The 19429-nt window shown below is 66.8% G+C and carries 14 protein-coding genes; 6 read left to right on the top strand and 8 right to left on the bottom strand.

The features are described 5' to 3' along the window. Positions 1-100 precede the first annotated feature (100 nt). A complete protein-coding gene (locus tag A9J21_RS17030) occupies positions 101-1405 on the bottom strand; it encodes a lipopolysaccharide biosynthesis protein (RefSeq protein ID WP_066737708.1) in 1305 nt (434 codons plus the stop codon). A 282-nt stretch (positions 1406-1687) separates the two neighbouring features. Here A9J21_RS17030 and A9J21_RS17025 point away from each other — a divergent pair, with 282 nt between their 5' ends. Next, positions 1688-2950, top strand: a complete 1263-nt coding sequence (locus tag A9J21_RS17025; RefSeq protein ID WP_066737706.1) for a glycosyltransferase WbuB — start codon at positions 1688-1690, stop codon at positions 2948-2950. Positions 2951-2976: 26 nt separating this feature from the next. Here A9J21_RS17025 and A9J21_RS17020 read toward each other — a convergent pair whose 3' ends face one another. Beyond that, a complete protein-coding gene (locus A9J21_RS17020) occupies positions 2977-3798 on the bottom strand; it encodes a class I SAM-dependent methyltransferase (protein WP_156545972.1) in 822 nt (273 codons plus the stop codon). 221 nt (positions 3799-4019) lie between these two features. Between A9J21_RS17020 and A9J21_RS17015 the strand changes: the two genes are divergently transcribed. Further along, entirely contained in the window at positions 4020-4574 is a 555-nt protein-coding gene (locus A9J21_RS17015; protein WP_066737705.1) for an acetyltransferase, read from the top strand. Positions 4575-4631: 57 nt separating this feature from the next. On the opposite strand, the gene A9J21_RS17010 is transcribed toward A9J21_RS17015, so the two are convergent. Together A9J21_RS17010 and A9J21_RS17005 are read right to left on the bottom strand one after the other, a co-directional pair. Further along, positions 4632-5528 (bottom strand): glycosyltransferase family 2 protein, encoded by an 897-nt coding sequence (locus A9J21_RS17010; protein ID WP_066737704.1) that lies wholly within the window; start codon positions 5526-5528, stop codon positions 4632-4634. A 9-nt stretch (positions 5529-5537) separates the two neighbouring features. After that, a complete protein-coding gene (locus A9J21_RS17005) occupies positions 5538-6734 on the bottom strand; it encodes a glycosyltransferase (RefSeq protein WP_066737703.1) in 1197 nt (398 codons plus the stop codon). A gap of 305 nt (positions 6735-7039) precedes the next feature. On the opposite strand from A9J21_RS17005, the gene A9J21_RS17000 reads away from it, so the two are divergent. Genes A9J21_RS17000 through A9J21_RS16990 form a run of 3 tightly spaced genes read left to right on the top strand, consistent with a single transcriptional unit; the run spans position 7040 to position 10933 of the window. Then, positions 7040-8194 carry a polysaccharide biosynthesis/export family protein gene (locus A9J21_RS17000; protein ID WP_082926474.1) on the top strand — a complete coding sequence of 385 codons (1155 nt, stop codon included), beginning with the start codon at positions 7040-7042 and terminating at the stop codon, positions 8192-8194. A 19-nt stretch (positions 8195-8213) separates the two neighbouring features. Further along, positions 8214-8690, top strand: a complete 477-nt coding sequence (locus tag A9J21_RS16995) for a low molecular weight protein-tyrosine-phosphatase (RefSeq protein WP_066737701.1) — start codon at positions 8214-8216, stop codon at positions 8688-8690. Further along, the gene (locus A9J21_RS16990) at positions 8687-10933 is read left to right on the top strand and encodes a polysaccharide biosynthesis tyrosine autokinase (RefSeq protein ID WP_066737700.1); all 2247 of its coding nucleotides are present in this window, start codon (positions 8687-8689) and stop codon (positions 10931-10933) included. Before A9J21_RS16995 ends, A9J21_RS16990 begins: the two co-directional genes overlap by 4 nt. Positions 10934-11096: 163 nt before the next feature. Here the strand turns inward: A9J21_RS16990 and A9J21_RS16985 are convergent, their stop codons facing one another. The 3 genes from A9J21_RS16985 to A9J21_RS16975 form a co-directional block, all read right to left on the bottom strand. After that, positions 11097-12956, bottom strand: coding sequence for a serine aminopeptidase domain-containing protein (locus tag A9J21_RS16985; RefSeq protein ID WP_156545971.1), 1860 nt, complete (start codon positions 12954-12956; stop codon positions 11097-11099). Between the two features lie 79 nt (positions 12957-13035). Beyond that, entirely contained in the window at positions 13036-15381 is a 2346-nt protein-coding gene (locus A9J21_RS16980) for a polysaccharide biosynthesis tyrosine autokinase (protein WP_066737696.1), read from the bottom strand. 98 nt (positions 15382-15479) lie between these two features. Further along, on the bottom strand, positions 15480-16991 hold the full coding sequence (locus A9J21_RS16975; RefSeq protein WP_066737694.1) for a mannose-1-phosphate guanylyltransferase/mannose-6-phosphate isomerase: 1512 nt from the start codon (positions 16989-16991) through the stop codon (positions 15480-15482). Positions 16992-17350: 359 nt separating this feature from the next. On the opposite strand from A9J21_RS16975, the gene A9J21_RS16970 reads away from it, so the two are divergent. Next, positions 17351-18421: a DUF1839 family protein gene (locus tag A9J21_RS16970; RefSeq protein ID WP_066737693.1), complete on the top strand. Its 1071-nt coding sequence runs from the start codon at positions 17351-17353 to the stop codon at positions 18419-18421. A gap of 89 nt (positions 18422-18510) precedes the next feature. On the opposite strand, the gene A9J21_RS16965 is transcribed toward A9J21_RS16970, so the two are convergent. Further along, a complete protein-coding gene (locus A9J21_RS16965) occupies positions 18511-19239 on the bottom strand; it encodes a Crp/Fnr family transcriptional regulator (RefSeq protein WP_066737692.1) in 729 nt (242 codons plus the stop codon). Positions 19240-19429: the final 190 nt, after the last annotated feature.

Genomic DNA, 19429 nt, shown 5'->3' with positions numbered 1-19429 from the left:
GGGATTGAGGCAAGAAAAGGCGGCCCGCCACTGTCGTGGCGGGCCGCATTTGCGTTTGCGCGGAATGTTCGGGAAAAGCCTGCCGCTTCGAAGATGCCGGTCAGGGTGCCGGATTCGGCGCCGCCATGCCGCTGCGGACAAACACCCGGATGCGGGGCAGCAATGCAAGGAACAGCACCACCTCGGTAGCCAGCACACCCAGCGCCACGGCCGAGCTGCCAAACGTCCTGCCCGCCAGCCAGGCCACCAGCAGCCCCGCCGCGTTGGCGCCCAGGTACACAAGCGAATAGCGCGTGTGGTTGTTGGTCGACGTGAACATCAGCGAACCGGTGTACCACAGCGAATTCACCACTGCGGCCAGCAGCAGCCATTCGTAGTCCGGATGCTCGGGCAGCAGCTTGCCATGCGTCCAGTAACGGCAGATCCAGTCGCCCAGCACGTACAGCGCCGCGCTCGACAACACGGCCAGCGCAATGCAGCCTGCGGTGGAACGGCGATAGAGCGATCGCAGCGCCAGCGTCTTGCCTTCGCCATACAGCCGGCCGATTTCCGGCGCCAGCGCCAGGTTGACCAGCTGCGACAGCTGGTACGGTATGCGCGCCAGCGTGCGCATGGCCGAGAAATGGGCCACCACCACGGGCCCGAACACCGTGCCCGCGAGCAGCACGATACCCTGCAGGTTCAGCGCATTGCCGAAGGGAAATGCCAGCATGGCGATCGCCGGCAGCAGCATCTGGCGCAGGTCCTGCAGCGACGCGTGCTTCAGGCCAAGCCGCGCCCACGGCGCAAACTGGCAGGCATGCAGGTACATGCCCAATACCAGCCCCACGCGTGTCAGCGCGATCAGGCCCAGCAATTCCGCGAAGCCGGCCTTGAGCCATACCGCGCCGGCCGACACCAGCGTAAATTCGATCAGCCGTGCGGTATTGGTCCAGATGGTGGACTGGGCATAGCGCTGCTCGGCCTGGTACACGCCGCACAGCAGCATCACATGCATCTGCGCGATCACCTGCACCACGATCATCAGCGCGGCGGGCAGCACGTCGCCGGGATCCATGCCCAGCCATCTGGCCACGGGCGCGGCCACGGCGATGCCCACCGGCACCGCGGCGGCCGACATCACCACGCCGACACAAAGAATCAGCGCAATGGCAGACTGGTAGCTCACCATGGCCATGTCGGTCTTGCCCGCCGCGATGCCCATGATCATGCGGTTCATCGCCACGCCGGTAAAACCGAATTCGAACAGGCCCAGATAGGCCGCAACCGTCAGCAGCATCAGCCAGGTGCCGTAGCGCTCCGGCCCCCAGGCGGCCAGCAGCAAGGGCACGCTCAGCAGTTGTGTGGCGACGGTGGACGCCTGGGCATATACATTGGCGCCAATACCGCGTGCAATCCGGTTCATGATGGTTCCTGACACAGGCCGACTCCGGCAGCATCGCGCCTGTGGCGCCCGGCCTCTGTGCGCTGGCACACACCCTGAAAGCAAGGCGTGGCGGCCAGCGTGCGTGTGTTGCCACACAGTTATCGCGAGCCAAACCGTGGACACTGGCACCGTGCCTGGCCCGTATGGCCCGGCGTATGCACCCCAGCCTGCCCGCAGCCTGCAGCACGCAGCCAGCCACTTCGTTGGCGCGCCCAGGCGCCGGAATCCGTCCGCACGAGCCTTTCCGACCCGAATCGCGACATGAAGCTTCTGCTCTATTGCCTGAACTACGCGCCAGAGATCACCGGCATCGGCAAGTACACCACCGAACAGGCGGAGTGGCTTGCCGCACGCGGCCATGATGTGCGCGTGATCACCGGGCCGCCGTACTATCCCGCCTGGCGCGTCGCGAGCGGGTACTCCGGCTGGCAGTACCGCCGCGAAACGCTGAACGGCGTGCGCATCTATCGCACGCCACTGTGGGTGCCGCAGCGCCCATCGGGACTCAAGCGCCTGATCCATCTGGCCAGCTTTGCCGCCAGCAGCCTGCCGGTGCTGTGGTCGCAATGGACCTGGCGGCCCGATGTACTGATGCTGGTGGAGCCGCCGCTGGCCTGTGCGCCCGCCGCGCTGCTGTTCGGGCGCTGGCGCCAGGCCGCCACGTGGCTTCACATCCAGGACTACGAAGTGGACGCGGCGTTCGCGCTGGGGCTGCTCAAGCATCCCGCACTGAAATGGCTGGCCACGCGGCTCGAACAGGGCGCACTGGCGCGCTTCGACCGCATCTCCACGATTTCCCAGGCCATGCTGGCCCGCGCCCGGCAGAAGGGCGTGCCGCCATCGCGGCTGGTCATGCTGCCCAACGCCGTCGACCTGCGTGCGATCCGTCCGCTGGCCGACCACAAGTATCGCGAGATGCTGGGCATCGCTCCAGACGCCGTGGTGGCCCTGTATTCGGGCAACATGGGCGCCAAGCAGGGGCTGGAACTGCTGGCCGAATCCGCGCGCCTGCTGGCGGGCCATCGCCACATTCATTTCATTTATTGCGGCGACGGTGCCGGCCGGGCCGATCTGGCGGATCGATGCGAAGGCCTGCAGCGCGTACATTTCCTGCCGCTGCAATCGGCCAGGCGCTTTCCGGCACTGCTGGCCAGCGCCGACATCCACCTGATGCCGCAGCGCGCCGATGCCGCCGACCTGGTACTGCCGTCCAAGCTCACCGGCATGCTGGCCAGCGGGCGCCCTGTCATCGCCACCGCGCACGCCGGCACCGAACTTGCCACGCTGGTGGCCCAATGCGGCGTGGTGGTCCCGCCTGGCGATGCGCCGGCGCTGGCCCACGCCATTGCCACGCTGGCCGAACAGCCGGTGCGGCGCGGCATGCTGGGCGCTGCCGGCCGCGCATGGGCCGAGCGGCATCTCGACCGGGAAGCCGTATTCCTGGACCTGGAATCCACGCTGCTGCAACTGGTGCTGGAGCGCTCGCGCGACGAAGCGGCCGCCGCAGGCATCGGCAACGACTGAGGACGCCGGTGACTGCCTCTGCGGCCCTACGGTTTGCGTGCCACGAAGTGAAACCACATGACGTCATGCAGCGGCTGGCCCGCTGCCAGTGGCTGGTCATCGAGATTGCCGTACACCGCGTCGGTCTCGAACCCGAATTCGGCCAGTTCGCGGCGCTGGTGTTCCAGTTCCGTATAGACAATGACGATGCCGAACTTGTGCGCGGCGCATACGCGCACCGCGTAGCCGTCGAATTCGTGGTTGAGCCGCGAATTGCGCCGGTAGTTGATGGCGGCCAGTGGCAGGTTCACCACGATGCGCGCCACGTTGAACCCGAACCGCAACGGGTTGTTCGACCACCGTGGCACTTGCAGGAAACGGGTCAGCGTTTCGCGATAGGACGGCCCTTCCATGTTGTGCGAGGAGAAGATCAGCCGGCCACCGGGCCGCAGTACACGGGCGAACTCGCGCAGGATCGCCTGCCTGCCCGGGTAGTCGACCGCGTCGATGCCATTGAAGCTGAACACGATCAGCCCGAAGCTGTTGTCGGCATACGCCGACAGGTCGCGCGCATCCATCTGCCGCACGCGCACATCGGGATGGTTTCGGCTGCAGAGATCCACCATCTCCTGCATGTAGTCGATGGCCTGGTAGTCGTCGCTCACGCGGCGCAGCAGCGGCACGGTGCGGCCGCCGCCCACACCCACGTCGAGGATTGGCTCATCACGCACCATGTCTGCCACGGAAGCCACCGCCGCGGCCTCGCCAGGGTCGGTCCAGTCGCTGAGAATCCGGAACCAGCGCCGCGCGCCCCAGCTTCTCCATGCCTTGCGATTGATCGCGTCCTGCTGCATTACTGGCGAAATCATGGCACCTCCCGCTCCAATCATTCCACTTCCAACCGCACGTATGACCGACGTCTGCAACTGACCGGACATTGCACCCCCCGCGCACGTACAACGGTACGATACCGCGCGCGGCGTACGTCTGCTATGTGGGATGCCGAACCGAATCTGCAAACCGCGTGCCGCACCCTGCAACCGGGTGCATCGCGCACGGCCGGACCGTGTCATTCAAGGCAGGACATCCGATGATCATTCAACGTACAGACCGCTATTCCGGCCCGTCCTTCTCACTGGAGAACCGCATACGCCGGCAGATCTGGAACTGGATCTGGCTGCTGCTGTTCCGGCCGAGTCCGCGCACCTTCCACCGCTGGCGTGCCACGCTGCTGCGCCTGTTCGGTGCGCGCATCGGCCAGCACGTGCACATCTATCCGTCGGTCAAGGTCTGGGCCCCGTGGAATTTGTCGGTCGACGATCACTGCGCCGTGGCCGACGGCTGCACGCTCTACAACATCAGTCCGATCCGGCTGGCCGACCACGTCATCGTGTCGCAGGGTTCCCATCTGTGTACGGGCTCGCACGACTACAACGACCCGACCTTCCAGCTGATTTCTGCCCCGATCACGCTGGAGCGGCATGTATGGATCTGCGCCGAGGCCTTCCTGTCGCCTGGCGTGACGATTGCCCTGGGCTCGGTGGTGGCACCGCGTGCCGTGGTGACGCGCTCGCTGGGCCAGCCGTGGACGGTCTATGGCGGCATGCCGGCAAAGCCCATTGCCCAGCGCACGCCGCAGGCCTGAGGCGCCTGCGCTGCACGGGCCGGCCCGCGGGGCGGCCTCGCATGAGACCGGCGGGGGCTAACGGGTTTCCACAGGCTGCGATTTCACCGGGCGGGCGTCGCTGTCCGAGGCCGCATCACGCGATTCTGCTGCGGCATCGGCCGCCATGCGCATTTCGCGCGTCTTCAGCACGATCATGTACTCGTAGATAGACTGCAGCAGTGCGTAATGCAGGCCGATCGGACCATCCAGGCAACCTCCGCGGAACAGCAGCACATAGAGGAACTTGATCAGCGGCCGGCCGGGCATGCGGTAGAACAGGCGCTTCTGATGCATGCGCCTTTCGTGCGGATCGCGGGCAAAGAACGCCTTGGTCAGCGACGGCTGGCCAACCCGCCGCGCGGCGATCAGCTCGGCTTCCATCGTCGAGTACAGGTTGTGCTTGTCGAACCAGTGCGACATGCCCTTCGAGAACGAGAAATGGTCGAAGTGGTGGCGCATGTCGGCGATATCGCCGTCCACGACCAACACCTCGTTGATATCGCGTTCGTAGTGAACACGCGACCGCCGCACCAGGCGGATGCTCAGCGGCGAGATGATCGAATGCTTCAGATACCTGCCCATCCAGTAGTCGCGCCGCCGGATGCGGCCGGCCGCCACGTTGTCGGGCGCGTGCTCGACCATCGCCAGCGATTCCTCGATCAGCTCGGGACTGGCGCGTTCGTCGGCATCGAGGATCAGCACCCAGTCGTTGCGCAACGGCAGCGCGTGCAGGCCGAAGTTGCGCTGCGCCGCGAAGTTGTCGAACGGGCGCACCGTCACCGTGGCGCCGTGCGCCGTGGCGATCTCGCGCGTGGCGTCGGTGCTGGCCGAATCGAGCACATGCACGTCCTGCAGCCGCGACACCGCGCGCAGGCACCCGCCAATATCGAGGGCTTCGTTCTTCGTCAGGATCAGTACAGAGAGCTTGTCCATCGGTTCAGGCTAGTAGGGTTCGCCATGCAGCGATGCATCGGGGGCAGGCATCGCATCCTGCCGGTTGCTCAGCAGATGCACGAGCCGCGCGGCCACGCGCTCCACCTGGAAGCGCTTCTGGAAACTGGACAGCGCGGCGGCGCCCATGCGCGCCCGCGCGTCGGGTGGCACGTCCAGCCACTGCCGCAGCACGGCCACCGTGCCGGCCACGCTGTCGTCGCCGGCAAGGCCAGCGTTGTCCTGCACGATCTCGCGCCAGATGTTCACCTTGTCGGAGATCAGCACCGGCACGCCGCACGCCATGGCTTCCGCCACGGCCACGCCGAAATTCTCCTGGTGGGAAGGCAGGCAGAACGCCTCGGCCGCGCGGAACGCGCCCCACTTGAGATCGCCCGCGAGCATCCCCGTCCAGATTACCCGGCCGTGGATGCCCGCATCTTCGGCAATCGCCACCAGGGCGCGGCGCGTTTCATGATCGCAGGGGCCAGCCATGACAAGCTGCAGGGCGGGGTCGTGGTGCGCCACCTCGGCAAACGCCTTCAGCAGCAGGTCGCAGCCCTTCTTCTCGTGCAGCCGGCCCAGGAACAGCAGGTTGCGCTTGCCGGCCGCCGCCGGATAGGCCGCAAGGAATGCCTCGCGCTGCAGTGCTGCCTCGTCGGGCGGCGCCGACGTGCCGTACGACACGATTTCTTCCTTGCACCGGTAGAGGCCAAACGATTCGCGCGCGCGCAACCGCTCTTCCTCGCAGGTGAAAAGAACGGCACGCGCATGGCGCAGCACCCAGTAATCGCCAACGGGCCAGTACAGGCACTTCTTCAGATGCTTGAGCGGATAGCGGTACCTGAACCACGGGTCCAGCATGCCGTGCGTAAAGACAAAGTACGGCACCCGCTTGCCACGCGTGGCAAGCCACAGGGCGACGCTGTGAAATTGCCAGATACCTTCGACGATGATGGCGTCGTAGTCTTCGCAATGGTCGCGCAGCCACCGCAGCATGGCCAGGTTGAGACCATAGCGCCCCTTGCCGGGCCCCAGGGCGATCAGCGGATATTCGTTGTCGCGCACATGCGGTGCGTCAGGTGCGTCGCCACAGCAGACATGGACGTCCACGCCATGCGCCTGCAGCGGCTTGCGAAGCTGGCGCACGCCCTCGATCGGACCACCGCCCGCGGGATGCATCGATGGAATGACGTGCAGCAGCTTCATTGTCGGCCTTCGGCGAAAACTGCAAATGCCGGCCCGCCCCCCGGGCCTTGCTTGGCCGCAGGATAAGGCGCAACCCGCGCCGCGCTATGTTCGTTCGGCCACCTACGCGAAGCGCCTTGTCTGCCACAGTCGGCTCCGTGTGTCTGCCCGCACATCGGTGGTGCCCGGGCAGCGTGCACAGGGCGGGCCAGTGTGCGAAAACGCACCGAATCAGCACCCCGCGCATTTCAAGATGCTGACATCCAGGGGCGTTGCGCGCCCGTTTGTGGCTCGCCCGCACAATGCAGGAGGAGGATGCCGTGAGCATGAATCAACATCTCAGCCGTAGCTGTCTGCCCGCAGTCGATCGCTGCCGCCGCGCAGGGCTGTTTGCCGCGTTGGGCGCCGCCCTGCTGCTGGGCGGCTGCGCAGCGTCGCCGGGCATGTACTTCAGTCCGCAAACCACCGTGACGGCCGTCGGGCCGGACGCCAAGGCCGACGTGACGCCAATCACGATGGATCTGGTGCAGGAAATGCGCAACAAGGTGAAGCCCGCCAACCTGAATGTGGAACAGCTGTACGGCACACCTTCGCCGTACCTGATCGGTCCCGGCGACATCATCTCCGTGGTGGTGTGGGACCACCCCGAACTGGTGTTCCCGACCCAGACCTACAGCATTGGCGCCGCGTTCGAGATTCCTACCTCGTCAGGCGGCTCCAACATGCCTGGCTATGTGGTCAGCCCAAGCGGCGATATCCAGTTTCCGTATGCCGGCGTGATGCATGTCAGCGGCAAGACCGCCAACCAGGTGCGTGACGAAATGGCACGCATCCTGTCGCGCGTGGTGCGGGATCCGCAGATGACCGTACGCGTGCTTGGCTTCCGCAGCCAGCGGGTCTATGTCGACGGCGAGGTGAAGACGCCGGGCATGCTGGCCATCGACGATGCACCGATGACGCTGGTGGAAGCGCTGAACCGGGCCGGCGGGGTGGTGAACCTGACCGGTGACAACAGCCGCATCCGCGTGGTACGTGGCGAGCAGAGCTGGTACGTCAACATCCCCGCACTGCTGCAGAAGGGCGTGGACCCGGCGCGCATCATGCTGCGCTCCGGTGACATCGTGCGCGTGGAGCAGCGCGAGGACAGCAAGATCTTCGTCACCGGCGAAGTGGTCAAGCCCACGTCGCTGCTGATGCGCAACGGCAAGATGACGCTGAACGAAGCGCTGGGCGACGCCGGTGGCGTGAACCCCGGCACGGCCAACGCCGAGCAGATCTTCGTGATCCGCCGCACCGCCAACGACCAGCCGAAGGTCTACCACCTCGACGGCACCTCGCCCGCAGCGCTGGCCGTGGCCGAGAGCTTCGAGCTCGAGCCCAAGGACGTGGTCTATGTCGATGCCCGCAACCTGGTGCGCTGGAATCGCGTCATGAGCCTGCTCGTCAACCCGATCGTCGGCATCAACAGCCTGAAGCCCTAGGCTACACACGCGAGTTTCCATGGTTCGCACCATTCTTGTTGTCTGTCTTGGCAATCGCTGCCGCAGCCCCATGGCTGCGGTCCTGCTGCAGCGGGCACTGCCTGACTGCCGCGTGATTTCCGCCGGCCTGGCGCCGCCGGTCGGGGCCAGCGCGGATCCCCACGTGATCCGCCTGCTGAAACCCGAAGGCATGGACCTTGGCAGCCACCGTGCCCGGGCCGTGGACGCCGACCTGATGACGCAGGCAGACCTGGTGCTTGTGATGGATGACGAGCAAGCCGTCGAACTGGCCGAGCAGTATCCCGAGGCTCGTTCCAGGATCTTCCGGCTTTGCGAGCACGAGCACACCGACGTCCCTGATCCGTTCGGCGGGTCGCACACGATGTTCGTGATCGTGCTGGGACTTATCAGACAAGGCGTCGACTCGTGGTCGGCGCAGATTCAGGCAGATATTCAGCGTAGTACGTTGGCAATTGGTTACGGGGAGGCATCATGAGCAACGTCAAGAACATACGGGACTACGAGCAGGCAGACCTGGCAGACCCGCATGACAATCCGGTGGACCTGACCGCCTACCTGGACATCCTGGTCCGCTACCGCTGGACGTTCCTGAGCCTCGTGCTGACCGGGCTGGTCGTCGGGCTGATCTACGCCATGGTGGCCAAGCCCGTCTATCGCGCCGACATCCTGGTGCAGGTGGAGGAGCCGAATCCCGCCAGCGGTGCCACCAAGGTGGCGGCGACGGTCTCGCCGATATTTGATGTCAAGCCTGCGGCGTCCGCCGAAATCGAACTGCTGCGTTCGCGCATGGTGGTGGGCAAGGCCGTGGATTCGCTGCAACTGAACGTGGTGGCGGCGCCGCGCTACTTCCCGGTGATCGGCTCCGCGGTGTCCAGGCTCAACCGCGAGCTGTCCACGCCGGGCCTGTTCGGCATGGGCGGCTTCGCGTGGGGCAGCGAATCGATCACGGTCTCCCGGCTCGAAGTACCGGCGGCCATGGACCGGCGCAAGATGCTGGTGACTGCGCTGGGAGACCACAAGTACCGTCTGACGTTTGCCAGCGACGATGCCAGGGGCGAAGGCGTGGTGGGTGCGCCGCTGACCGTGGCCACCACCAGCGGCAGCGTCACAATCCAGATCGACCAGCTCGAAGGGCGGCCGGGTGCGATGTTCAACGTCGTCCACCTGCCGCGCGCGGAGGCCATCGCGGAACTGCAGGACCGCCTGCAGATCACCGAACGGGGCAAGCAGAGCGGGGTCATCGGCGTGGCGCTGGAGGGCGCGGACCCGGCCATGACGGCCGCCATCCTCAACGAACTCGGCACCGAGTATGTCGACCAGAACGTGCGCCGCAAGGCCGCCGAGGCCGAGAAATCGCTGGCCTTCCTTGAATCGCAGCTGCCCGAGCTGAAGCAGCAGGTGGAAACGGCCGAGTCGCGCTACAACACCATGCGCAACCAGCGCGGCACGATCGATCTGAGCGAGGAATCGAAGCTGATCCTGTCGCAGTCGGTAGCCATCCAGACCAAGCTGCAGGAACTGCGCCAGAAGCGCACCGAGCTGATTGCCCGCTTCACGGGCAATCACCCGACCATCGAGATCCTGGACAACCAGATCGGCAGCCTGCAGGCACAGCTCAACGGCGTGACCGGGCGCATCCAGAAGCTGCCCGACGTGGAGCAGAACGTGCTGCGCCTGATGCGCGATGTGAAGGTGGGCACCGAGATGTACCAGTCGCTGCTCAACGACGTGCAACAACTGAAGCTGGTGCGGGCCAGCAAGGTGGGCACGGCCCGCCTGGTAGACGCAGCCGACGTGCCGCTCAAGCCCGTCCGTCCGAACCGGATGCTGATTGGCGCGGGCGCGCTGGTATTCGGTATCGTGGCCGGCCTGGCCGCAGTGATCCTGCGCCGCGTGCTGGACGGCGGCGTATCCGACGCCGACGAGATCGAACAGCACACCGGCATGACCGTGTACGCCACCATTCCGTTCAGCGTGCAGCAGGGGCGCCTGCATGCGGACGGCACGTCTGGCAGCGATCTGCTGGCACAGCGGGTGCCCGACGATCCGGCCATCGAGAGCCTGCGCAGCTTCCGCACCGCATTGCAGTTCGCACTGGTCAACACCGGCAGCAACGTGGTGATGATCACGGGGCCGGCGCCCGACGTGGGCAAGTCCTTCATCTGCGCAAACTTTGCCGCGGTGGCCGCCAGCGCTGGCCGCCGGGTGGTGCTGATCGACGCCGACCTGCGGCGCGGCAGCCTGAACCACCGGTTCGGCACCAAGCGCACGCCGGGCCTGACCGAGTACCTGACAGGCACTCCGCTGGACCAGGTGCTGCAACGCGATGTGGTGCCCGGCGTCGATTTCATCGCCACGGGCTCCCAACCGCCGCTGGCGGCAGACCTGCTGCAGACCCCCGCCATGGACGATCTGCTGGAACTGCTCAAGCGACGCTACGACATGGTGCTGCTCGATACGCCGCCGGTACTGGCCGCGTCCGATGCCGCGATTCTGGCTAACAAGTCCGGAGCGGTCTTCATGGTGGCCCGCGCCGACCGCAGCACCACCGGCGAACTCAAGGCCGCCCAGCGCACCATCCTCCAGGCCGGCAACCAGATCAAGGGCGTGCTGTTCAACGGCCTGCAGGTGGAAGGCCGCTGGTACCGCGCCCACTATCGGTTCGGCAAGTACCGCTACCTCAACCAGTACGGTGCAGACCAGGCCAAACGGGCCTGACCGCCGCACGGCAACCTCCGCAAACCCGGCCGCTGGCCGGGTTTTTTATTGGGGATGGGCCGGAGCAAGCGGCGGGATAGTCAAGGACGGAAAAGGGGCGAAAACGGGCTGGAGCAGGCCGCAGACGAGATAGAAGGGCGTGGCAGCAAGGCGTGGCGGTACCCTACACCGCCACGGGCGCCTCGGGCGGCTTCCCGGGCCCGCCAAGGCCGCTGGCGGCGTCTTGACCCGTCCTGTCGGCCATGGTCTCCAGATGCCGCTGCAACTGCCGGGTCAGGCGATCGCCGAACTGCTCGCGACCGTAGGCCAGAAACAGACTGTGGTCGATACCGTCGCGCAGCGACACGGCAACCTGCTCCAGGCCAGCCAGCGCCTCCAGGTCGCGGCCGAAGCGGAATCTCGCTTCATCCAGGCCCACGTCGTTTGCGCCGAACAGGAACTCGGTGCGTACGCCGCGGCGGTTGAGCGTCTGCATGGCGGCGTTCGCGAAAGCGGTGACAGATTCGCCGCGGCCGCCTGCGCTGTTCCCTGCGCCGCTGCCGCCCTCGTGCAGGCGCGCCAGGCCGATCATGGCCCGGTCGCGCAGACGGCGCGCCACCTGCTGCGCCAGGCCCTCCACGATGGGCCAGAGATGCTTGTCGCCGTGCAACAGCCGGCGCCAGTTATTGGGCCTGCACGCGGCGTCCAGCAGGCCGCGCCAGGTGCGCACGCCATGCTTGAGTTCGGCCTCGTCGGCCCGGCCCCAGCGAAACTTGACGATGTTTGCCATCAGAAGGCCGTTGACGCCCGGGTTGGCAAGCGCCGTCTGCAGCGACAGAAACGCGCCCGAACAGACGCCGGCCAGCACCACGCGCTCGAAGCCCTGCGCACGGACCCAGTCCACCGCCGCGGAAACATCGCGGCGCGGGCCATCCGAATAGATCGCGGGAATGCTCATGGTGCGGCTTGCGCCCGGGCTGTCTCCGAGCGCCGATACATCGAGGCGCAGCGCCGCAATGCCCTGTGCGGCCAGGTGCCGGGCCAGCGTGACGAACATGCGGCCATCGCCCACGTGATGGTTGCCACCGGTATTCGGAAAGATCACTGCCAGGCGCGGCACGGTCTGGCCGCTCGGCGTACTCAGCACGCCGAATTGCCGGTCGCCATCGAACCAGACGGACTCCTCCACCACGCCTTCGACCACCGTGGGGGGCGGATGCGCAGGCAGCATGGCAGTGGGTGCCCCCTGCTGCGCCTGCAGCAATGGCGACAGCCATGCCACGATCTGCCGGTTGGCCTCGTTTGCCACGGCGGCATATTCGGATGACTGCATCAGTGCCGGATACTCGGGAAACGGCGCCGTGTCCACCCTGACGCCAGCGGCCTGCCATGCCTGGCCCAGCGCCGCCACGGCAGACGTGCTGCCGGGCCACGCATCGAGCATCCATACCCTGGGCGCCGGGCACTCGGACATGCGGTCCAGCCGCAGCGCCATGATTTCGCTGACCGCGTCGGCGGGCATGCGGAACGCCAGCACGTCCTGCGCGCCGTCCGGCGCCGCAGTCGGCTGCGGCATGGGGCCGGTGCTGTCGAGCCAGTTCAGATGCAGCGCCTTGAGTTCACGCAGATAGGCGCGACCGTTGACGACCGGCGCCAGCATCACCAGTCCGGCCACGGCGCGGTTGGGGTCCGAACGCATCGCGTCCGCCGCCAGGGCCGCCAGGCTGGCGCCCAGGCGCAGGCCACACAGCACGACGTTGCGCACGCCGGTCCAGGCGCGCAGCTTGTCGGCGGCGGCAACGATGCTGCAGATGGCGCGCGCGACCTGATCGGGGTCGTCACAACCGCCCGTCGAGTCGCCGGTGCAAGGGTAGTCGAAACGCAGGGCAGGCATGCCGGCTGCGGCAAGATCATCGGCCAGGTGGCGCAATGCACGATGGGACCACATCATCTCGTGGCCCTGCGGTGCGCAGAGCACCACTCCAGTGTCGCCTGGGGCTTCATGCAGCCAGCCGGCGCAGCCTTCGAACATGACCCGTTTCATGCATCCTCCCCGATGCGTGGAAAGGGGACGTCCCCACGGCCTGCGTGGGCCATGGGGACGGGTGCGGGCGTCGGCCCGTCTATGCTGTCTTGCCCTGCTCCGCGCGCACGTGCGCGATCTGCTTGACGGAAGGCGCGATGATGGGCATGCCCAGATACGGATTCATCGTGCCCAGCTCGGCCTGGTTGCTGCGCTTCGGCGTCACGCCGTTCAGGATGCCGCCCGACAGGTTGGCGTGTGCGCGCGCCAGCCGTTTCAGCGATTCGTCCACCTGGTCTGGCAGCGTCGAGCCGGCGCGCAGCACCATCAGGGTGGTACCCACGATGTTGGCAACCAGCGTGGCATCGGCCACGGCAAGCACCGGCGGCGTGTCGATCAGCACCAGGTCGAACCGCTCCGCGCAGGCCCGCACGCATTCCGCGAACGCCGGATGCATGAGCAGCTCGGACGGATTGGCCGGCGGAATGCCCGCCGGCAATACCGACAGGCCGTTGACCACTGTGCGCTGCACCGCTTCGGGCAGCGCCACGTGACCGGCGAGCAGGTCCGCCAGGCCCACGTCGGTGGGCAGGTCGAACCAGCTGGCCACCTTGCCGCGCCGCAGGTCGGCATCGATCAGCAGCACGCGCTGGCCAGCCTCCGCGAACAGTACCGCCAGGTTGACCGACGCGAACGTCTTGCCGGCGCCAGCCGTGGGGCTGGTTATCGCCAGCACACGCTGTGGCGAATCGCGCAGCATGAAGTGCAGCGCCGCGCGCACGCTGCGCAGGCCCTCCACGGCCATCGAATGCGGCGCGTTGCGGGCCAGCAGGAACTGGTCGTGCAGGCCCAGCCGCAGCAGGCGTTCGGCGCCATCCACGTCGTCCTCGCGATGCTCCGCCAGCTCGTCCTGCGGCACCAGCGCCTGTCCCGGCTGCTGTGCCAGCAGCCCGGCGACCTGCACGTGCGCATAGGCCGCGTGGGCGCGCGCGTCGACCAGCCGCTCCAGTTCCATCTGTTCCTGGCTGAAGACGACGTCACCAAGCATCGGCAGGCCAAGGCGCAGTTCGGCATCGTTGGCGGAATCGAGCGTGGGCCGGATGCGCTGGCGCACCGTGACGCACGCCATCGCCAGGCACAGCCCCATCAGCGCGCCTGCCGTGGTGGCCGGCCAGGGACCCAGCCCCACCGGGCGCATCGGCACCAGCGCGCTGTCCAGCACGCGCACCAGGCCACTGCGGTCCAGCTGCACCAGCGAAAGCTGTTCGGCCTTCTGGCGCAGCGTCATGTACATGTCCTCCGCCACCTTCACGTCGCGCGTCAGCCCGACGGATTCGCGTTCGGTCGACGACAGGTTCTGGTAGCGCGACTCCATGTCCTTGCGTTCGCGCGTCAGCTGCTGGATCTGGTTGTCGATCGTCTTGACCTCGTTGGCTTCCTCGGTAAAGCGCTGCAGCGTCTTGGTGCGCTCCAGCTTGAGCTGGGCGATCTGCCGCTGATAGTCGATGCTGCCCGTCAGGTACGACTGGGCGTCCTGCGTCGGCGCCATGGTGCCGGACTTCGAGCGATAACGCGTCAGGGCGGCCTCGGCCCGTTCCAGCTCGGCCTTCACGCGGGGGATCTCGTTGGTCAGGAAGGCCAGCGTCATGGCCGTATCGTCGCGCCGCTGCGACGCCTGGCTGCCGATGAACGATTCGGTGATGCCATTGACCAGCGCCGCCGCCGCCGTGCGGTCGCTGGTGCGCCACGAGATGCTGACGGTGCTGGCATCGCCGGGCTGCATGTCGATACGCAGGCTGTTGGACACGTCGTCGATGGTCTGCACCAGGTCGCGGCGCGTCAGCACGAACCGCGTGCCCGGGCGTGCTTCCAGGCCGGTCACCCGCACCGTCACGCCGTTGGCATCGGCCAGCTGGCCCACCGTGCCGGTCAGCAGTTCCGTGTCGCGGTCGTACAGGCGGTAGCCATTGTCGGGCAGCACTTCGAGCGTCAGCGGCACGTTGAGCAGGCGATCCGGCACGGCCAGCTTGTCCACCGTGATCTGCTCGCCGCTCCACGCGTAGCCCAGGCTGGCGGGCCACGGCGCCACCACCCGGCCCGGTGTGGCGAAGAACGCCACGATGCCGCCGATCAACGGCGCGCGCAGCGGCTGGGCCGTGATATCGAGATGCAGGCGTTCGACGACGGGGGCTACCACGGTGCGGCTGCGGAGCATGCCGGCGTCGAGCGGCACCGCCGGTGCGGACATGCCCGGCACCGCGTTGCGCGCGGCGCCGGCCGGTTCACGTGGCTGCAGGACCTGCACGAGCGCACTGGCGCTATACACCGGCGGTTGCGACACCGCGCACAGCCATGCCACGACCGCGCCCGCCAGGCCTGCGGTCAGTATCCAGCCCGCGTGATCGAGCATGGCCCGCCGCGCACTACCGTTGCCCACCGCGGGCATGGCCGCGTCGGCCGTTCCCACTCCACCCGCAAATGACACCTTGCTCACGACGTCCCCCTTGCCTTCGATTGCTGCTTTACCCGTGCGGGCGCGCCTGACTACTTGCGCCCGTAGTTGTCATCGAACCTGACGATATCGTCCTCGCCCAGATAGGAGCCAGACTGAACCTCGATGATCTCCAGCGGCGTCTTGCCCGGATTTTCCAGCCGGTGCAGCGTGCCGATGGGGATATACGTGGACTGGTTTTCAGAAAGAATGCTGATCGTTTCGCCGCAGGTCACGCGTGCCGTGCCACGCACCACCACCCAGTGTTCCGCGCGGTGGTAGTGCATCTGCAGCGACAGGCTGGCGCCGGGCTCGACCACGATGCGCTTGACCTGGAAGCGGTCGCCGTGGTCGATCGAGTCGTAGCAGCCCCAGGGCCGCTGCACCTTGCGGTGGTTCACCACCTCGCTGCCGTGTTCCGCACGCAGGCGCTGCACCACGTTCTTCACGTCCTGCACATGGGCCTTGTCGACCACCAGCACTGCGTCGGCGGTTTCCACCACCACCACATCCTGCACGCCCACGCAGGCGATCAGGCGGCCTTCGGAATGCGCCAGGCACGACGTCGCGCCATCGAACAGCACCCGGCCGCGCGCCACATTGCCAGCCGCGTCCTTGTCCGCGATCTCCCAGATGGCTGCCCATGAGCCGACATCGGACCAGCCCGGATCCATCGGCACCAGCATTGCCGGCACGTCGGAAAGCGTCTCGATCTTCTCCATGACCGCGTAGTCGATGGAATCGGACGGGCAGGCCTCGAATGCTTCCTTGCACAGGCACAGCGCGTTGCCCTTGGCGGCGCGTTCCGCGGCGTCGTAGGCGGCCCGGCACTGCCGCGCCATGTCAGGCTGCAGCTGGCCCAGTGCGCGCAGCCAGACCGACGCACGCACGACATAGACGCCGCTGTTCCACCAGTAGTCGCCCGACTCCACGTAGGCTTGCGCCAGTTCCAGATGGGGCTTCTCGACGAAGCGTTCAAGCGGCAGCGCGCCTTCCTGCGACAGGCTGCCCGTCCGGATATAGCCAAACCCCGTTTCGGGCGCGCTGGGCCGCACACCCAGCGTGACGATGGCGCCGCGGTCGGCCTGCCGCACGGCAATGGCCAGCGCTGCGCGGAACGCCTCGGGATCCATCACGGCGTGATCGGCCGGCGTGGCCACCAGGATCGCATCGCCGGATTCGCCCGCATTGGCCATCGCATGCAGCGCGGCCATCGTCAGTGCGGGCGCCGTATTGCGTCCGCACGGCTCGGCCAGGATCTGCGCCGGCTTGCCGCAGCGTTTCATCATCGCGTCGATCATGAAGCGATGTTCCTCGCCGCACACCACGATTTGCGGAGCCTCGATGCCGACGTTGCGGCCAGCCAGCACGGCCAGGCCTTCCAGCCGGCGCGACGTGGCCTCCAGCAGCGTGTTTTCGGCCACCAGGTTCAGCAGTTGCTTGGGATGCTGTTCGCGCGACAGCGGCCACAGCCGCGTGCCCGATCCGCCCGCGAGAATCACGGGCTGGATCAGCGCCTGCCGCGTCTGCGCGGCTGCGGCACCATGGCCCGTATGCTCGATCATGTCCGGGACTGCGGCAGAGGGAAGGTGCTTCCCTCGGGTCGGAGTTCTCATCATGCCCCCTGTTGGTTGCTGCGTATCGACGTGGCTCCGGTACCCGGTCGGTGCATGGGATGCGCGGCAGACGCACGTGCACGGATCCTGGCCAGAGAGGATGGAGCCAGTGTAGGAATCTGCGCAGGCAGTGCTCTGTTCGATTCCGCACACGCTGGTGGCCGCTGTCGGCGTGCCGGCGCGCCGCACCGGCTTTGTTGGAAAACGTACCGAAGCGCCGCGCCGGAACGGCTCAAATGACGTTGCCCACGCACGCGCCAGGCCAGCCGGCGCCACGCCGGCGGCCATCCGAAGACGGAGGACAGGAGATGGAGCAAAGCACTGCGAATGCCCTGGCATACACGGCCAATCCCCCGGCCGGGGACACCCCTGCGCCGGCCGCCAGCGCGCAGCCGCCGGCACGCCCCGTGGTGGCCCCGCCGCGCCTGCTGCATGGCGATGCTTCGATCTGGCAGGAGACCAACTGCTATATGGATCTGTGGATCGAACTGCTGTATGGATGGCATCTCGACCCGCGTGCGGCACTGCCGTTCACCGTGGTGCAGGACTACGAGGGCGACCATTTCACGTTCTTCAAGTATCCGCAGGCCGACCTCGAACTGCTGTATGGAACGGTGGTGCAGGAAAGCGCCATCTACGACACCCTGGAGACGCACGTCGCCGAACAGGTGCGGCGCGGGCACGCCATGCTGGTGGAGATGGACAGCTTCTACCTGCCCGATACGCGCGCCACGGCCTATCGCATGAACCATGTGAAGACCACCATCGCGATCGACGGGATCGATCCCGTCGCGCAGACGCTGTCCTACTATCACAGCCTGGGCCGGTACACGGCGGAGGCCGACGACTACCGTGGCCTGATGCGGCTCACGCCGGAACTGAGCGGCAACGGCAACATCCTGTTCCCGTATGCCGAATGCGCCAAGCGCGTGCGCGACCCGCTGCGCGGCCGCGACCTGGCCAATGCCGTGGCGCAGTTGCTGCGGCGGCATCTGGGCCGGCGTCCGGGCCAGAGCCCCATCGCGCGCTGGCGCGCCGAATTTCCGGCGCAGGTGGATACCATCCTGGCGCGCGGCGACGCCTACTTCCATCAGTACGGCTTCAACCTTCCGCGCCAGCTGGGGGCGAATTTCGAAATGCTCCATCACTGCCTGAACTGGCTGGGCGAGCATGGTCATACGGTGTCGCCAGACATCCGCGATGCGGCAGGCGCCATCGCGGCAGAGTGCAAGGTGCTGCAGTTCCGCCTGGCCCGTGCGATGGCACGCAACCGGCCCGACGCCTGCACCGAGTGCATGGACAACCTGGAGTCGGCCTACGACACCACCATCGCAGGCCTGCTGGCGTCGTTCGGGAGTATCGATCCGGCACATGGCTGATGGGTGTCTGCCCATGAAGACAAACGCCCCGGAGGCCACCGCCTGGCGGCGAGTGGCTTGCGGGGCGTTCGGCATTGGTGCGGGTACGCTCAGGCGTGCGCCAGTGCCAGGGCCGGCAACAGCCGGTCGTATTCGCGTTTGACGAGCTTGTAGCACTCGCACGAATGGTGCTCCAGGCCGCAGCGGTCCAGCACGGTGATATGACCCCGGCTGTGGTGGATCAACCCCAGGTCCTCCAGCTTGCCGGCGGCCTCCGTCACGCCTTCGCGCCGTACGCCGAGCATGTTGGCGATGACCTGTTGCGTGATCACCAGTTCGTTGGTGTTCATCCGGTCGATAGCCAGCAGCAGCCAGCGGCACAGCTGCTTGTTCAGCGAATGGTGGCGGTTGCACGCCGCCGTCTGCGCGATCTGCGTCAGCACGGCCTGCACATAGAGCAGCGTCACGCGCTGCAGCGCCGGCAGCTGCGCCAGCTCCGCACGCAGCACGCGTGCCGGAATGCGGTAGGCAAAGCCGGGGCTGCGCACTTCCACGCGGCTCGGCATCGTGTCACCGCCGGTCACCACCGGAATGCCCACCAGCCCTTCGTTGCCGACTGCGGCAAATTCGACCGTGGCGCCATCTTCCAGCAGCGACAGCAGCGAAACCACCGAGGTGGTGGGGAAATACACGTGGACGATGCGCTGGCCCGAGTCGGTCAGCAGCTCCCCTGCACGCAGGCGGACGAGTTCGAAGTGGCGCGACAGCGCGTCCCATTCATGACGCGGCAGTGCATTGAGCAGATGATTGACATGCAGGTCCGACCGATGCGTGATCATTTTCCTTCTCCGTGTGACCCAGGAGCAATGACATCGGAACGCCGCAGTACCTGCGAGACGCGTGACCCGACATCGCCGCTCCGCTTTTCTATCAGCTAGCTTGCTGGCGAATGCCCGGCAGCCCTGAGGCCGCCACCCGTGAACCCAGGCCGGAGCGTGTTGCCGTTGTTGCTCCGGTTTCCTCTTCGTT

The organism is Cupriavidus sp. D384, from assembly GCF_001652915.1.
Lineage (GTDB): Bacteria > Pseudomonadota > Gammaproteobacteria > Burkholderiales > Burkholderiaceae > Cupriavidus.
Note: the sequence above shows the minus strand (reverse complement) of the source record. Positions and strands in the feature narration are given on the sequence as shown.

What these genes read in the sequence shown, in the direction of transcription:
- A9J21_RS17030 (WP_066737708.1), bottom strand. Translation starts at nt 1,405, where the DNA reads ATGAACCGGATTGCACGCGGTATTGGCGCCAATGTATATGCCCAGGCG.
- A9J21_RS17025 (WP_066737706.1), top strand. Translation starts at nt 1,688, where the DNA reads ATGAAGCTTCTGCTCTATTGCCTGAACTACGCGCCAGAGATCACCGGC.
- A9J21_RS17020 (WP_156545972.1), bottom strand. Translation starts at nt 3,798, where the DNA reads ATGATTTCGCCAGTAATGCAGCAGGACGCGATCAATCGCAAGGCATGG.
- A9J21_RS17015 (WP_066737705.1), top strand. Translation starts at nt 4,020, where the DNA reads ATGATCATTCAACGTACAGACCGCTATTCCGGCCCGTCCTTCTCACTG.
- A9J21_RS17010 (WP_066737704.1), bottom strand. Translation starts at nt 5,528, where the DNA reads ATGGACAAGCTCTCTGTACTGATCCTGACGAAGAACGAAGCCCTCGAT.
- A9J21_RS17005 (WP_066737703.1), bottom strand. Translation starts at nt 6,734, where the DNA reads ATGAAGCTGCTGCACGTCATTCCATCGATGCATCCCGCGGGCGGTGGT.
- A9J21_RS17000 (WP_082926474.1), top strand. Translation starts at nt 7,040, where the DNA reads ATGAATCAACATCTCAGCCGTAGCTGTCTGCCCGCAGTCGATCGCTGC.
- A9J21_RS16995 (WP_066737701.1), top strand. Translation starts at nt 8,214, where the DNA reads ATGGTTCGCACCATTCTTGTTGTCTGTCTTGGCAATCGCTGCCGCAGC.
- A9J21_RS16990 (WP_066737700.1), top strand. Translation starts at nt 8,687, where the DNA reads ATGAGCAACGTCAAGAACATACGGGACTACGAGCAGGCAGACCTGGCA.
- A9J21_RS16985 (WP_156545971.1), bottom strand. Translation starts at nt 12,956, where the DNA reads ATGAAACGGGTCATGTTCGAAGGCTGCGCCGGCTGGCTGCATGAAGCC.
- A9J21_RS16980 (WP_066737696.1), bottom strand. Translation starts at nt 15,381, where the DNA reads ATGCCCGCGGTGGGCAACGGTAGTGCGCGGCGGGCCATGCTCGATCAC.
- A9J21_RS16975 (WP_066737694.1), bottom strand. Translation starts at nt 16,991, where the DNA reads ATGATCGAGCATACGGGCCATGGTGCCGCAGCCGCGCAGACGCGGCAG.
- A9J21_RS16970 (WP_066737693.1), top strand. Translation starts at nt 17,351, where the DNA reads ATGGAGCAAAGCACTGCGAATGCCCTGGCATACACGGCCAATCCCCCG.
- A9J21_RS16965 (WP_066737692.1), bottom strand. Translation starts at nt 19,239, where the DNA reads ATGATCACGCATCGGTCGGACCTGCATGTCAATCATCTGCTCAATGCA.